Source organism: Elusimicrobiota bacterium (assembly GCA_026388075.1).
Taxonomy (GTDB): domain Bacteria; phylum Elusimicrobiota; class Endomicrobiia; order Endomicrobiales; family JAPLKN01; genus JAPLKN01.
This window is the reverse complement of the sequence record JAPLKN010000118.1, coordinates 1-15,399: the sequence shown is the minus strand read 5'-3', so window position 1 is coordinate 15,399 and position 15,399 is coordinate 1. Positions and strand designations below refer to the sequence as shown.

The following is a 15,399-nucleotide window of genomic DNA, read 5'->3' as shown; positions in this document are numbered from 1 at the left end:
CCTCTTGATAAAACATGGTAGAGTATCCCCAGAGCATGAATTCTTGGTTTTCTAGGCATGGCAGTTAATAATATAACAATAAGTTAAATAAGTAAAGCCTGGCACCAATTGCTATTACCTTAGGTCTGCGGGGTTGGAACGCGGCGGGATTTGAATTCCTCTAAGCTCAAGTATTCCGGCGATAATCGCTCCTATAAAATATATCGCCCAAAGATAGGTATAATACTGGCCAAAAAAAGCTGCAAAGCCTGCAAGTATAAAAGATCCGGCAAAAACTAAAAGCCCGCCTTCAAGATATTTCCATTTGAGTATCATCTGGTCGTAAATGTGCCCTAAATCGTAATTATGCCTTTTATGCCTTACATATGCGGACGCAAGAAAAAGAAATCCTACCGGTGAAATAAATTGGGAAATAAGATGAATAAAAACCAATTCGTTCTTCTGGTACCCTTTAGAAAACCAGGCAGGGTCATACATCCTTATGCCGTTAAATTCGCCCAGCAGTTTTGACCCGTCAACCGCCATGAAATTGACCATAACAAAAATCAGAGCCATAAGAATTCCCGAAATATATGATGCATAAAATATGGCTTTAGTCGGATTTTTTTCGTCGGGTATCCAGTGAAATATCCCAACCAAAATTGAAGGGGCAATAAATGCCATAAGAAAAGACTGGCGAAGACAGTTTATAAGCATCGGCCAGGGATGCGGGCCTATAAGATTTTGAAGCGGCCTCGTTACAAGATATATTCCCAGCAAAAGAAATGCAAAAAACATTTTCTTGTATCCCATCTCGCCGAACATAATCTTTCGTATTTTTCTTACCCTGTTTAGCTCAAGGATTAAAACAAGATAGACCAGCCCGGCAAATAAGGGAACGAGAATATTGACGAAAAAAACTAGTTTCATTGGTTATCCTGAATTTAAAATGAGTTTAGTATTTTATGCTGGCTAAAACGGTGTTATGCATCAGCATTGTTATCGTCATGGGGCCTACACCGCCGGGAACCGGGGTAATGAACCCGGCCACCTCTTTTACGGAATCAAAGTCAACGTCACCTGAAAGGCCCGAATCTTCGCGGTTAATCCCAACATCAATTACCGCAGCCCCTTCTTTAACAAACTCTTTTTTAACAAATTGCGGCTGTCCTATTGCGGCGACCAATATGTCTGCTTTACGGCATATTTCAGGAACATCTCTGGTTTGCGAATGGGCCATTGTTACCGTGGCATTATTTGAAAGAAAAAGCATCGCAAGAGGTTTTCCGACAAGGTTTGACCGCCCTAAGACAACGGCATTTTTTCCCTCAATTGGAATATTGTATTTTTTAAGAAGAAATATTACTCCTAACGGCGTACACGGAACAAAAAGTTTATTTTTTTCTATCTCCTCAAATCTTTTAAGGCTAAAAAGCCTTCCCATGCTTATTGGGGTAAGCCCGTCAACATCTTTTTCCGGGCTTATTTCTTCTAAACATCTGTCGGGATTGATTCCTAAAGGCAGTGGCAGCTGAAGAAGTATCCCGTTAACCCGGGAATCATTATTTAGGACGCATATTAATTCCAAAACTTCTTCCTCTTTTGTTGATGACGGCAGTTTGTGATGGAACGATTTTATTCCGAGGGCTTCGCATGCCTTAATTTTTGATGCGACATAAACATGGCTTGCCGGATCATCCCCAACCAGTATTGCAGCCAGCCCCGGTTCGGTTCCTTTTTCCTTAAGTTTAGAAACCTTGGCCTTAAGTTCTGCCCTTATTTCAGCCGATATTTTTTTGCCGTCTATTATTTGCATCCTTTCTCCTTAAATAATAAAGGCGTTCATAAGTTCACAAGTCTACAAGTTGACGAGTTAGAGGCTTTTAAGTTCTTTTAACTCATGAACACGTGAACACATAAACTCGTGAACGCAGTTTATGTTTTAGTTTCTCCGCCATTACCGTTTCCATTTTCACCGTTTTCTTCTTTAACTACTGTTGCTATCGCGGCAAGCTTGTCCCCTTCGTCAAGACGCACGAGCCGCACCCCTTGGACGTTTCGCCCGATTATTGAAACGTCTTTAACGGGAAGCCGTATTGTTATTCCTTTTTCGGTCATCAGCATTATTTCATCGCCGTCGTTCGCCTTTTTTATGCCTATCACATTTCCGTTTCGCTCATTTGTTTTCATATTGATAACGCCGTGCCCGCCGCGCGATTGAAGCCTATATTTACCTACCTCCGTACGCTTGCCGTACCCGGTTACCGTTGCGGTAAGAAAAACATCTTCAGGCTTTAAAACTTCCATTCCGATGACTTCGTCCCCTTTTTCAAGCCTTATTCCCCGCACCCCTTTTCCTGATCTGCCTATAGGACGGACATCTTTTTGATCAAACCGTATCGCGATACCGCCTTTTGTCGCCATAACAATCTCAGGGTTGTCGTCCAAATGTTTAACTTCTATCAGGACGTCTCCGGGGTCAAGCCCTATGGCGATAATTCCGCCCTTTCTGGGATTGGCAAACTCTTCTAAAGCAATCTTTTTTACTGTGCCGTCTTTTGTGCACATCATAAGATTTGTCGCTTTTTCTTCTTCAAAAGATCTTATGGGTATTGCCGCGGTAATGCTTTCTTCGGGCGATGAAAGCTGCAGCAAGTTAACTATTGCCTTGCCTTTTGACGCTCTTCCGCCTTCGGGAATTTCATAAACCCTTGTCCAGTAAATCCGCCCTTTGGTTGTAAAGAAAAGCATGTAAGAATGCGTGCTGGTTACAAACAGGCTTTCAACAAAATCCTCTTCTCTTGTTGTCATGCCTGTTACCCCTTTTCCTCCGCGCCTCTGGGCCCGATAAGTTGTAACGGGAATTCTTTTAATGTATCCGGCGTGCGAAAGAGTTACCGCGACATCTTCCTCCTGTATAAGGTCTTCCATTTCAAGATCTTCCGCTTCCGCAGCAATTTTTGTCCTTCGGGCATCGCCGTATTTTTCCTTTATTTCCAAAATTTCATCTTTTATTATTCCTAAAACTTCTTTAGGGCTGGCAAGTATTGATTTTAACTTCTCTATTGTTTTTATAAGTTCAAGATATTCGTCTTCAATTTTTTTCCGTTCAAGCCCTGTAAGCTGCTGCAATTTCATGTCAAGTATTGCCTGCGCCTGGTTTTTAGAAAGCTTGAATTTTGTTATTAAATTAATCCGTGCGGTATCCGTATCTTTTGATTCTCTGATAGTTTTTACTATGGCGTCCAGATTTTCCAGGGCAATCTTTAATCCCTCAAGAATATGGGCCCTTGCCTCCGCTTTCGCAAGTTCAAACCTGGCCCTTCGCACAACTACCTCTTTTCTGTGCCCGATAAAAAAATCCAGCATTTCTTTAATGTTTAGGACCCGGGGCTTGTTTCCCACAAGGGCAAGCATGATAACGCCGAACGAGCTCTGCATCTGGGTGTGATTGAAAAGCTGATTTAAAACTATCTGGGCATTAGAATCGCGCTTGACCTCAATAACCACGCGCATTCCGTCACGGTCCGACTCATCCCTTAAGTCCGATATCCCGTCAAGTTTTTTATCCCTGACAAGATCGGCCATGTTCATAATAAGCTGGGCCTTGTTCACCTGATAAGGACGCTCGCGGATAATAATCGTTTCTTTGTTCCCTTTAGTTTCTTCTATTTCAACCTTTGCCCTGATCATAACCGATCCGCGGCCGGTTTCCATATAAGAACGTATCCCTTTTCTTCCGTGTATTATTCCTCCCGTAGGAAAATCGGGGCCTTTTACAATTTTTAATAACTCTGAAATTTGTATCTCCGGATTATCTATAACTGCGATGGCAGCGTCTGCGATTTCTGTAAGGTTGTGGGTCGGAATGTTTGTTGCCATGCCTACCGCAATACCCGAGGAACCGTTAACTAAAAGGTTGGGAACTTTTGAAGGAAGGACCACGGGCTCAACCATAGAGCCGTCATAGTTTGGAACGAAATCTACCGTTTCTTTGTCTATGTCTGCCAAAACATCGTCAGATATTGAGTCCATCCTTACTTCGGTGTATCTCATTGCGGCGGGAGAATCTCCGTCAACACTGCCGAAATTCCCTTGCCCGTCCAGCAAAGGGTACCTTAAAGAAAAGTCCTGAACCATACGCACCATAGAATCATAAACCGCCGTATCGCCGTGGGGATGGTATTTGCCCAGAACGTCTCCCACAACCCTGGCTGATTTCTTGTAAGAGCTTGAGTGCCTTAAGCCCATCTCTTTCATCGCAAACAGAATTCTTCTGTGAACCGGTTTTAGCCCGTCTCTAACGTCGGGAAGAGCTCTTCCGACAATTACGCTCATCGCGTAATCGATGTAAGAGGTTTTCATCTCGTCTTCAATATTTCTCGGAATTATGTTGGGGTTAGCCGGCTTTTCGCTTTCAGCCTTTTTGGGATCTTTAGGGTCTTGGGGATTTTCGCTAGTGTTTTCTGCCATTTTTAGAATTCTCCGTTTTTTAAAATGTTACCAGATACCAGGGACCAGTAAAAACTTTTAATGACTGCTAGTTTCTGATCCCTCGCTAGAGTTTTTGCTTTTGTATTAAACTTACCCCTTACCGCTTATCCCTTAACCCTGTTATTAAATGTCAAGGTTCGTTACATCTAAAGCATGGGTTTCAATAAACAATCTTCTCGGCTCAACTTTATCGCCCATAAGCGTTGTAAACATTCTATCCGCTTCAACAGTATCTTCAAGTTTTACTTGTAAAAGCTTTCTTTTTTCAGGCGACATGGTAGTTTCCCAAAGCTGTTCGGGATTCATTTCTCCTAACCCTTTATACCTTTGTATGGCTGAGCCTTTCCTTCCGAATTCCTTGATTTTTTCAATAAGTTCTTTTGAGCTTTTTAAATCAAATAAATCTGTTTCGGATTTTAAGCGATATATAGGTTTTTCTGAAACTATTCCGTAAATGGCTATATTTATCCCGAACGCTTCCAATTTTTTTGCAAGCACGTCTGCCCTTGGCAGTTCCCACAGATCTTTCACGACCGAGCCCATATCTTCAACGGTAATTTCCAGCGGGAGTTCTCCTGATTGCTCAACCTGAGCCTGCCTTTTCTTTGCAAACTCATTTTTGAATTCTTTCCATTCTTTGTCAGAATAAATATATCTTGGTTTCGCATTTTCAGGCTCATCTATTCTATAAAGGGGCAATTTCCCGCTTTCTTTAAATTTCAGGTAATCTTTCCACGCGATCCCTTTTTTCTGAAGTTTTTTGGTAAGATTGTCCAGCTCGGTCAAATAACTCAATATCTGCCCCAGTTTTTTTTCATCAAACTCCAGGGTTTCTTTTCCGTTTTCAAGGATATAAAATTTAAGCCCTTCCATGCCTTCGGAAAACAAAAACTTGTCCAGCGCCTCATCGGAATGCAAATACATTTCTTTTTTGTTTTTCTTTACTTTATATAACGGCGGCTGAGCAATATAAACATATCCTCTTTCAATCAAAGGCGTCATTTGCCGATAGAAAAAAGTCAAAAGAAGGGTTCTTATATGCGCTCCGTCCACATCCGCATCAGTCATAATAATGACTTTATTGTATCTTGCCTTGGCAATGTCAAATTCTTCCTGGCCTATGCCCGTTCCTACCGCCGTTATCATTGTCCGGATTTCGTCGTTTGTAAGCATTTTTGTCAGGCGGGCCTTTTCAACGTTTAATATTTTACCTTTTAAAGGCAGTATTGCCTGAAATCCGCGGTCCCTGCCTTGTTTTGCCGAGCCGCCGGCCGAATCGCCTTCCACTATGAAAAGCTCGCACTTTTCAGGGTCCCGCTCGGAACAATCCGCAAGTTTTCCCGGCAAAGAAGCCGAATCAAGCGCGCCCTTCCTTCTTGTAAGTTCTCTTGCTTTCCGCGCAGCTTCTCTTGCTTCTGCCGCCGTAATTGCTTTTTCTAAAATTTTATTTGAAATGGCCGGATTTTCTTCTAAAAATGCTCCTAACGCGTCGCCGACAACCGATTTTACTATTCCTTCAACATCAGAATTTCCCAGTTTAGTTTTAGTCTGTCCCTCAAACTGGGGATTGGGCACTTTAATAGAAATCACCGCAGTTAAACCCTCTCTGACATCTTCGCCTGAAAGGGACATATCTTTATTTTTTGAAACCTCATTTTTCTTGATATAGTCGTTTACAACCCTAGTCAAAGCCGAACGAAAACCCGAAAGATGGGTTCCGCCTTCAATTGTGTTGATATTGTTTACAAAGGTAAAAATTTGCTCATTGTAAGAATCGTTATACTGCATTGCTACTTCAACTACGTTATTATCTTTTTCTTTGCAGAAATATATGGGCTGGTTATGCAGCGCCGTTTTGTTGGCATTTAAGTATCTGACAAAAGTGTTTAGTCCTCCTTCGTAGTCAAAGGTGTGTTCTTTGTCTTCTCTTTCGTCTATAATTGTTATATGGGTGCCCGCGTTAAGAAATGCCAGTTCCCTCAAACGGTTTGACAAAATATCAAATGAATATTTTGTGTCCTCAAAAATCTCCGCATCGGGCTTAAATGTTACCTTTGTGCCCCGGTCATCGCTTTTTCCTATTGCTTTTAGCCCGTCTTTAGGTTTTCCCCTGTCATACTCCTGAAAATATATTTTCCCGTCCCTGTATACTTCAACTTTTAATGTCTCCGACAAGGCATTTACAACAGATATTCCTACGCCGTGCAAGCCGCCGGAAACCTTATATGCGTTATGGTCAAATTTTCCGCCCGCGTGCAGTTTTGTCATAACAACTTCAAGGGCAGACATATTTTTAAATTTAGGATGCGGGTCAACGGGTATTCCCCGCCCGTCATCTAATACCGTAACGGAATTGTCCGGATGAATAATCACGTCTATGTTTTTGCAAAATCCCGCTAAAACTTCGTCTATTGAATTGTCTACCGCTTCATATACTAAATGGTGCAGCCCTGCCGAACCTGTTGAGCCGACATACATCGCAGGACGTTTTCTAACCGCGTCCAAGCCCTCCAAAACCTGTATTTTAGACGCATCATAGGAATCTTTTACTGCTTCGTTGGCTGCATTTTTTGCCATTTAACTATTCCTCCGCATCAATTCTTAAGCTTGATTTTAATACCTTTAACAACTTTTTCTTTCCCTGCGTACTGGTTTATTTTGTTTATGATCTCATTTCTTCTTAAAGCCAGCTCCTGAAAATGAACGCTGGACAAAACTTCAATTATCAGTTCGCCTTTTTGAAGCCCGACCAGCTCGGCATAGCTGAATATCGGGGCAAATTCTTTGTCCCAAGCTTTCATAACAGAAAATGTTTTTTCATCCAAGCCAAGCTGTTTTTTAATTAACGAAATAATATCGCTTGAGGAACTAAAAGGCATTTATCCACCTTCGCAAAAAACCGTCTTGATAAATCTGAATAAGTCGAGGAATGTCCTGCCTTCATCTACCGCAGCAAATAGTAGAATGTGCTTCGGCGGATTTCGCAATGACAATTAAGAAAACTACAATTCAAACTTATTGAGCTTCATATCCTCATAGGCATAACTACGCAGAGATAATTCTTATCCTTTGTCGGCGTTATTAATGCAGGCGTAAGCGCGTTTGATAACTCAAAATAAACCTGCTCATCATCAACATTTTTAAGTATATCCATTAAAAAAGACGGGTTAAACGCAATTTCAAGGTTTTCGCCGTTATAATTTGTAATCATTTCAACTTCGCCTTCGCCCAGGCCTTGCGCAGAAGCCGATACTCTTAAAGTGCCTTTTCCGAAAAGGAATTTTATTGAAGAAGTCTTATCAATCGCTAAAAGAGACATCTGTTTTACCGCGGAAAGCGCTTCCTTCGCATTTAATTTTATCTGGGCCTCATTTTTCTTCGGTATCACCTGTTCGTAGTTCGGAAAAGTTCCTTCTATTAGACGAGAAGTAAGCAAAACATCGCCTATCTGGAATGCAACCTGGTTTTCTGTTACCCCCATTTTTACATCAGAGGAGGTTTCATCTAAGGAAAGTATTTTTTGAATTTCATTTATCGCTTTCGCCGGAATTACTACGGCCATAGTTATTTTCTTGTCCGGCAGTTCGCGGGAAATATAGGCAAGCCTTCTTCCGTCCGTTGCAACCATTTTTGCAATACCGTTTTCAACATTAAAGTATGTTCCGTTTAAAATATATCTTGACTCATCGTTTGAAACAGAAAACGCCGTTCTTCTCAGCATTGTTTTAAGAGTTTCTTTTGCAATTTTTAGTACTTTCTCTTTTGGGAAATCGGGCAGTACCGGATAATCGGCCTTAGGCAGGCCCATCAAGCTGAAACGGGAATTTCCGCATTTAATACTTACTTGATTTATATCATCAGAACGCATTTCAATATTGGTTTCTTCCGGTAATTCTTTTACTATATCAGTGAATCTTTTGGCAGGTATTGTAATACTTCCCTCTTTGACTATTTCTCCTTTTATATAACAGGAAACTCCCACCTCAAGGTCAGTTGAAGATAGTCTTATCTTATTTCCTTCTGCTTCAAGAAGAAAATTTGAAAGAATCGGAAGTGTGCTTCTTGGCGCAACAATAGTCTGTACAAGCTGGGCTCCTTTTAAGAGTTCCTCTTTTCCACAAATTATTTTCATCTTCTTTCTCCTTTCTTAGAATAAAGAACAGTAGTAATCGTAATAATGTTATGTATAATGTGTAGAACTTTTATTATCTAAAAATCTTTTTGGTTTTAAAACAAATTTCTTTATTTAGTTAAAGTCTTAATTAATGTTGATAAGAACTAAAAGTTTTCCACTACGCAAGTTTTAAAACCTTTCTTCAACCAAAAAGGGTATTTTAGAAATATTTATACTATTCTTTTCCTTCGCGTATTTCTTTGCTTATTTGGTTTATCTTGGCAACGAAATACGGGTCCGTAGACATCTTGGCTTTTATTTTGTTGCAGGCGTGCATAACGGTCGTATGGTCTTTTCCGCCGAAGGCTTCGCCGATATCGTTTGTAGAAAACTCATCTGTCAGCGTTCTTGCAAGATACATGGCGATTTGCCTGGGAAAAGCTACGGCGTCTGTGCGGCGTTTTGATTTCATATCTTTTAAGTCCAGATTAAAATGTTTTGCGACGACATGCTGTATTTTATCTATGGTTATCGGGGCAGCGTCTTCCGGGGGGCTCACAATATCTTTCAGAATTTTTTGAACAGAATCTACGGTTAAAGGCGTTCCTGTAAAAGCTGAAAAAGCCGTAATTCTAAGCAAAGAACCTTCAAGCTCGCGAATATTGGATTTTACATGGGTTGCAATATATAGTATTACATCGTCCGGAATATAGAGATGTTCCTCTTCGGCTTTTTTCCTTAAGATCGCTATCCTTGTTTCAAGATCCGGCGCCATAATATCGGCAACAACACCCCATTCAAAACGGGAAATTAAACGGGGCTCAAGATTTGGAAGTTCTTTAGGAGAGCGGTCTGAAGTAATTACAATTTGTTTGCGCGAATCGTATAAAGTGTTGAATGTGTAAAAAAATTCTTCCTGGGATCTTTGTTTTTCAATCAGAAACTGTATATCGTCAATTAAAAGGCAGTCAACATTTCTGTATTTATTTCTGAAAGTCGCGGGCTTTTCATACCTTAAGGAATCTATGAACTCATTGATAAATTTTTCGCTTGTAACATACATGACACGCAGCGCCGGGCTGTTTTTTCTTATGAAGTTTCCTATCGCATGCAAAAGGTGAGTTTTGCCAAGCCCCACTCCGCCGTATATAAATAAAGGGTTGAACTGTTTCCCGGGCGCTTTTGCAACGGCCTCGCAAGAACCGTGAGCAAACCGGTTTGAAGGGCCGACCACAAAACGGTCAAAGGTATATTTAGAGCTGAACTGCTGTTCGTGCGTAATTGTAACCGTCGGCGCAGGAACTGCGGGTTCTTCAATGTCTTCCACTCTTTTTAAAATAGAGGTAAGATCCTGCATTTCCTCAAAATCAAGTTTTATATCTTCGTTCGTGAATTCTTTTATGATTTTTTCTATGGTTTCCTGCTGGTGAGTCTTTATCCAATCGGAAAAATATTTGTTTGGAACCTGAATTCTTAACTTGCTGTCAGTAAAAGAAACCGCCTTAAGCGGCTGAATCCAGAGGTTGAAAGAATCTTCAACCATGGTTTTCCTCAAGTTTTCCACAACCGAAGACCATACTTCTTCAACATTTTTATTCATAGTATCACCAAAAATATCCACAGCTGTGGATAAGTTATCCCCAACATCTTTTTTATGTATTTAGTGTTATTCTTTTGCTATATTTTATCTTTCTTTAAAATCCACTACTTCAGAATATTATATTTTTTAAAAGCATAAGTCAAGCCCTCAAAACTTTTTAAATCGAGATATTCGGGCCTTATATTCGGATCAATATTAATTTCCTGCAAAATTTTCAAAATTTCTTCTTTTCGTATATCGAAACCGTTTGATAAAGAGTTCAAAATAATCTTTCTTCTTTGCTGGAAACAAAGATTAACTAGCCTGAAAAGGCCGCTATTTATATTCTTAGGAAAAATATTAGAAAGCGAAAGCACAACCGAATCAACTCTAGGTGAAGGCAGGAAACATTTCGGGCCAACTTTGAAAAGAATTTTTATTTGAGCAAAATACTGGCAAAAAATTGAAAACGCCCCGTAAATTTTGCCTCCGGGCTTTGCGGCAATTCTTTCCCCGACCTCTTTTTGAACCATAACTACGGCAGTATCCCAGAAAGGAGAAGGAAGAATTTTTTGAAGTATAGCGGTTGCAATATTGTAAGGAAGGTTTGCCACAATTTTAAAATGAGCGCCCTTGGGCAAGGCAAAACTCAGAAAATTTTCATTAATGATTTTTGTGTTAGGGTATGAAGAATATTTTGTTTTAAGGTTTTCTGAAAGCTTTCTATCTATTTCAACCGCGATAAGCTCTTTTACTCGAGGCGCTATAACTTCCGTTAGAATTCCTTTCCCCGGCCCGATTTCAATAACGGTATCATTCAAAGAAAGTTCGGCAGAATCGACGATTTTTCTGGCTATATTTTTGTCAACAAGAAAGTTTTGTCCGAATTTCCGTCTCATTTTATATCAGCGGTAAGGGATAAGCGGTAAGAAGTAAGTTTTTTGAACAGCTTTAAGTGATAAGTGATAAGTTAACTGCAAAATCTTTTTTGCGTCTTTAACCTAATCCTTAGAGCGAAGCGTCTTACCACTTACTGCTGGTTTTCCTTACCCCTTAACACTGCCTCACTTTCCTATACAGAATTTTGAGAAAATATTGTCTAGAATTTCTTCCGTTACGGTTTCTCCGGTAATTTCGCCAAGAATATTGAGAGAATTCCTTATATGGAAGGCAATAAATTCTTCGCTTTCGTTTCTTTGGGATGCTTCAAGCGCCTCTTTTAAATCTTTAGAAGCCCTTTCTAAAACATTTTTATGCCGCAAGGTTATTAGCAGTGGAGTATTTTTTTGCTCTTTTTCTAAATGCGCGAAAGAAACAATCGCGTCTTCCAAGGAATCAAGGCCTGTTCTTTTGACAGCAGAAATTTTTACCCCGTTAGAGAAGGTCGCAGATTCCCGTTGCTGGATTGAAATCATGCTGTTAGAAGAAAATGCAATGCCGCCATTTTTATTCGTGAAGCGCTCGTTTTCTCTAACGGGGCGAACATTTGGCAGTTTATTCGGCAAAAGTTTTAAAATTTCTTCACTATTAATTTTAAGCGGCAAGTCTGTTTTATTCCAAACAAAAATGGTTTTTTCAATCAGCGAGTTATCCGTCAGTAAATCGGCTATTTGCTTATCTTCGTCTGAAAATGAAACAGAAGAGTCTAAAATAAAAAGGATTATATCTGACGAAAGCGCAGCTTCTTTAGTTTTTTCTTGGCCGATTTTTTCAACTATATCCTGAGCATGTGCTCGAATTCCTGCGGTATCAACTATAACCAGAGGAATTCCTTTCAGTTCAAGAGATTCTTCCAAAATATCTCGGGTCGTGCCGGGAATATCGGTTACGATGGCTCTTTCGCGTTCAAGAAGAGCGTTTAACAGGGAAGATTTCCCGGAATTAGGCTTTCCTATTATTGAAATTTTTAATCCGTCCCGCAGGAGTTTACCCTTGTCGGCAGTTTTTAAGATATCTGAAACTTCTTCCAAAAGAAGAGAAAGGGTGTTTTTAAGTTCATCTTTTTGAATAAATTGAATGTTTTCTTCTGTATGGTCTAAAGCGGCCTCAACTTTAGAAAGTATTTCAACTAACTTTTTCCGCCAGGCTTCAACTTTTTTTGAAAGAATTCCTTTAAGCTGATTAGCGGATGCTTTAGCCGCAGATTCGGTTTTTGAGCATATCAGCTCAGCGACTGATTCGGCTTTTGCAAGATCCATTTTCCCTTTTATAAATGCCCGAAAAGTAAATTCCCCCTTTTCTGCAGGCCTTGCGCCTTTTTCAATGCAAAGGTCTAATATTTTTCCCAAAACAACCGGCCCGCCGTGGGCAGAAATTTCTATCGTATCTTCGCCGGTATAAGAATGAGGTTTTTTAAGAATGGTAACCATAACCTCGTCTATAAATTCGCTGTTTGTTTTTATCCATCCGTGGTGTGTTGTGTGTGTAGGAAGATCAAGAAGTGTTTTATGAAAAGTGGATTTAAAAATAGTTTCCGCGATTTCAATAGATTTTATTCCGCTTAACCGGACTATTCCTATTCCCCCAATTCCTTGAGGCGTAGAAATTGCTGCAATAGTATCATCAAGAGAATATTTCATAAAAAAGAAGTGATTAGTTCAGAGTTCATAGTTCGTAGATAAAAAAACAAAACAATATTTAAAATAAATGAATCAATAGTCGGGGGTCATTAAAGGCCGATTTCTTTAATTATTTTTTTTAAACTTTCCACAGGATAAAATGATTCTATAAATTTAGGAAAATTATAACAAGCAAAAACGACCGTTCCGGAAGATTACTGAAAAAGTGTTTTTAGGGTGTCTTTGCGAGGAACATAGTGACGAAGCAATCCATTATTCCCTTTGGCGGGGTCTAATCGGAAGAAAATAGCCGCCCATCAAACCCGGTTCGGCACTGAGCAGTGAGTAGCGAGTGCAGTCGAGCTATCGAGCTGTCGAAGTGATTAACCGGGTTTGGAAAGAAAGGTTGCCAGCTTCCGCTGCGATAGTCCGAATTCCGTTCCGGGACCGATCCCGGAAAAGAATTCTCGTACTAGCTTGCCATTTGGATGGCTTTTATGGCTTCGGGAAGGATAGTTTTGGTGGTTTTTTCTAAAGCGTCAAGGAAAGAAATTTTTCTTTCGGCAAAAGCGTCAAGTAGTTTTAGTATTCCTGAAAGGACGAGCATGTAACTAGGCGATCCCTTTTCAATAGAAGGAGACTTTAATTCATCAGCGAGAGCTTTAATGGCTGTATCCATCTCGGAATAGAATTTTAAAGAAGAAATATTTCTATCTTTTCTCATCCGCTCAAGCTTTGTAATAGTGCTCGCTATTTCTCTTTTCAGGACGCGCGTTTCCAAATTGTTATTGTTTTTCATCACTGTTCCATATATGGCAGAAATGGAGTTTTCTTCAGGAATATCCGTGCTAAATATTAAAATCCCTGTCACTGCTTCTATAAAAAGGGCATTCTTATCCTCTTTATCAAACGGCGTTGATAAGTATTTTTCAGCTAGAACTTTTATTTTTCCCATAATATGGCCGATAAGGTAAGAAACCGCAGCTTTTTCTTCGGCTTTTTTGAAAGAATCTGTTTTGTTATTCAAATCGTATCCTTTGTCCTTATAATCTGCCAATATTTTTTCAGCGCGGCAAGCAACGCCCATATTCTCCATGCATTTTAAAAGCCTGGAAACAAAATTTGAATCCTTAAGATATTCATTTGTGCGGTATTCTTTGGCGATTAAAAGCATTTCTTTTCTATTGCTGTCGGCAAATATTTCTTCACCTTTTTTTGTTAAGGCGTTGTTAAATCCTAAGCTGTACTGGTATCTAGAGTTTGCGTTTTTAACCGCATCAAATATTTGAGTTAAGAAGTTTGACAGTTCAAATAATGTCTCTTCTCCTTGAAGCTGGCCAAGAAAATCCTCGCTTATGTCTATAACATTCGCTTTCTGAGCAGATTCAATAAGCAGCCCTTGCGCTTTTTGTTTAGAGGCGTCAATTGTGTAGTCAACATCTTCTTCGGTCAAAGAATCGTTTACTATCAGCCAGGAGCCCCGTCTCGGTTTTTTTCCTTGCTCAATATCAATTACGGAAAATATTTGAGCGGCCAAAACATTTTTGTAATTATTAATTATCGCGTCAACCTTATCATCGCCGAGGTCTTTTGAGAAAATAACCCCGATGTGAATATTCGGCCTTGATTTTGTCGCGCGGGCCAAAACCTCTTTTATTTTTTCAATATTGGTTCCTAATTCCTGCAGATCCAGCCTTATGCCGTCGCAGCCGGCAGAAATAACATCATCTATTTTCTTAAAAATATCTTCGCCTTCAACATAACTAATTTTTGCTATAGCCATCATGTCGCAGGATTTAATCCATTCAAAAACACTTTTTCTTAAATCTTTGTTAGGCGCTTCGGCGCCTGTAATTTGGGTATCCAAAACGATGGTGTCAAAACCAAGTCCCTTAAACTTTCTAATGCTTTCAATATTTAACGAAACGATATTTCGTACGGTAACTAAGCAAGCCGGTATTTTTGCGGCATTTGTAACACGCAGTCTTTCTGCCAATCTGGTATAAAGATCCGATATTTCATAAAGGTTCAGTTTATTGGTTTCCAGGTCCCAAAATTTGCTATTTTTGACCACCGAGCTTTCTTCTAAAGGGTTTTTAACAACCGTTAAAACATTGATTAAAATATCCGAAATTTCTTCGCCGTAACTGTAGGAATCAGTTATATAAACTGCGATTTTATCGGGCATGTGCAGTTGGTGCTGTATTACGGGATTTTTATTAATTTCGTCAACTATCCTGGCGGGTATCCTTTGGTCAAGAGGAGCATCGTAAAAAAGTTTTATCAATATTTTGTTATTTTTGGTTTTATAGGCTGCCCAATAAACAGTTATGTTTGTGCCGTTAAATTCAACTTTATTGAAAAGCGTTTTCAAATTTTCTTTATTTGTTTCTTCAGGCATACTTTCTATTGAGACAGCATTAAGCCCTGATTCTAAGATGAAATCCACATCTTTACCAAGGTTGCCGGATACCGCTATATATTTTCTTTTTAAAGGCGAACGATCAAGCGGGTTTCTGGTATTATTAATTGCTTCCCTGCCAGGTTTTATTACTAATTCAGTGAGCTCTGCAGGTATTTTCCCGGAAATAATTGATTGGGGGTTTGTTTTATAAAAAATTGTTTTCCCAGCCCCAAATTCAAGACCAAGATCTTCAGCCTCTTCTCTTTTTTGG

At 39.7% G+C, this 15,399-nt stretch carries 10 protein-coding genes; all 10 read right to left on the bottom strand.

Going from position 1 to position 15,399, the window contains the following annotated elements:
- Positions 1-114: 114 nt before the first annotated feature.
- Positions 115-909, bottom strand: coding sequence for a hypothetical protein (locus NT145_06275; protein MCX5782293.1), 795 nt, complete (start codon positions 907-909; stop codon positions 115-117).
- 25 nt (positions 910-934) lie between these two features.
- Positions 935-1,795: a bifunctional methylenetetrahydrofolate dehydrogenase/methenyltetrahydrofolate cyclohydrolase FolD gene (folD, locus tag NT145_06270; GenBank protein MCX5782292.1), complete on the bottom strand. Its 861-nt coding sequence runs from the start codon at positions 1,793-1,795 to the stop codon at positions 935-937.
- 119 nt (positions 1,796-1,914) lie between these two features.
- Positions 1,915-4,452, bottom strand: coding sequence for a DNA gyrase subunit A (gene gyrA / locus NT145_06265; GenBank protein ID MCX5782291.1), 2,538 nt, complete (start codon positions 4,450-4,452; stop codon positions 1,915-1,917).
- 144 nt (positions 4,453-4,596) lie between these two features.
- A complete protein-coding gene (gyrB, locus tag NT145_06260; GenBank protein MCX5782290.1) occupies positions 4,597-7,050 on the bottom strand; it encodes a DNA topoisomerase (ATP-hydrolyzing) subunit B in 2,454 nt (817 codons plus the stop codon).
- A 17-nt stretch (positions 7,051-7,067) separates the two neighbouring features.
- On the bottom strand, positions 7,068-7,352 hold the full coding sequence (locus tag NT145_06255; GenBank protein ID MCX5782289.1) for a DciA family protein: 285 nt from the start codon (positions 7,350-7,352) through the stop codon (positions 7,068-7,070).
- 146 nt (positions 7,353-7,498) lie between these two features.
- Positions 7,499-8,605 (bottom strand): DNA polymerase III subunit beta, encoded by a 1,107-nt coding sequence (dnaN, locus tag NT145_06250; GenBank protein MCX5782288.1) that lies wholly within the window; start codon positions 8,603-8,605, stop codon positions 7,499-7,501.
- Between the two features lie 217 nt (positions 8,606-8,822).
- A complete protein-coding gene (gene dnaA / locus NT145_06245; protein ID MCX5782287.1) occupies positions 8,823-10,187 on the bottom strand; it encodes a chromosomal replication initiator protein DnaA in 1,365 nt (454 codons plus the stop codon).
- Positions 10,188-10,291: 104 nt separating this feature from the next.
- The gene (rsmA, locus tag NT145_06240) at positions 10,292-11,065 is read right to left on the bottom strand and encodes a 16S rRNA (adenine(1518)-N(6)/adenine(1519)-N(6))-dimethyltransferase RsmA (protein MCX5782286.1); all 774 of its coding nucleotides are present in this window, start codon (positions 11,063-11,065) and stop codon (positions 10,292-10,294) included.
- 165 nt (positions 11,066-11,230) lie between these two features.
- Complete coding sequence (mnmE, locus tag NT145_06235; protein MCX5782285.1) at positions 11,231-12,745, bottom strand: tRNA uridine-5-carboxymethylaminomethyl(34) synthesis GTPase MnmE; 1,515 nt, start codon at positions 12,743-12,745, stop codon at positions 11,231-11,233.
- A gap of 451 nt (positions 12,746-13,196) precedes the next feature.
- On the bottom strand, positions 13,197-15,399 hold a 2,203-nt coding region (locus tag NT145_06230), incomplete at its 5' end, for a hypothetical protein (protein MCX5782284.1).

Coding starts and splice junctions, on each gene's coding strand:
- rsmA (MCX5782286.1), bottom strand. CDS start 11,065: ATGAGACGGAAATTCGGACAAAACTTTCTTGTTGACAAAAATATAGCC.
- folD (MCX5782292.1), bottom strand. CDS start 1,795: ATGCAAATAATAGACGGCAAAAAAATATCGGCTGAAATAAGGGCAGAA.
- NT145_06255 (MCX5782289.1), bottom strand. CDS start 7,352: ATGCCTTTTAGTTCCTCAAGCGATATTATTTCGTTAATTAAAAAACAG.
- gyrB (MCX5782290.1), bottom strand. CDS start 7,050: ATGGCAAAAAATGCAGCCAACGAAGCAGTAAAAGATTCCTATGATGCG.
- dnaA (MCX5782287.1), bottom strand. CDS start 10,187: ATGAATAAAAATGTTGAAGAAGTATGGTCTTCGGTTGTGGAAAACTTG.
- dnaN (MCX5782288.1), bottom strand. CDS start 8,605: ATGAAAATAATTTGTGGAAAAGAGGAACTCTTAAAAGGAGCCCAGCTT.
- gyrA (MCX5782291.1), bottom strand. CDS start 4,452: ATGGCAGAAAACACTAGCGAAAATCCCCAAGACCCTAAAGATCCCAAA.
- NT145_06275 (MCX5782293.1), bottom strand. CDS start 909: ATGAAACTAGTTTTTTTCGTCAATATTCTCGTTCCCTTATTTGCCGGG.
- mnmE (MCX5782285.1), bottom strand. CDS start 12,745: ATGAAATATTCTCTTGATGATACTATTGCAGCAATTTCTACGCCTCAA.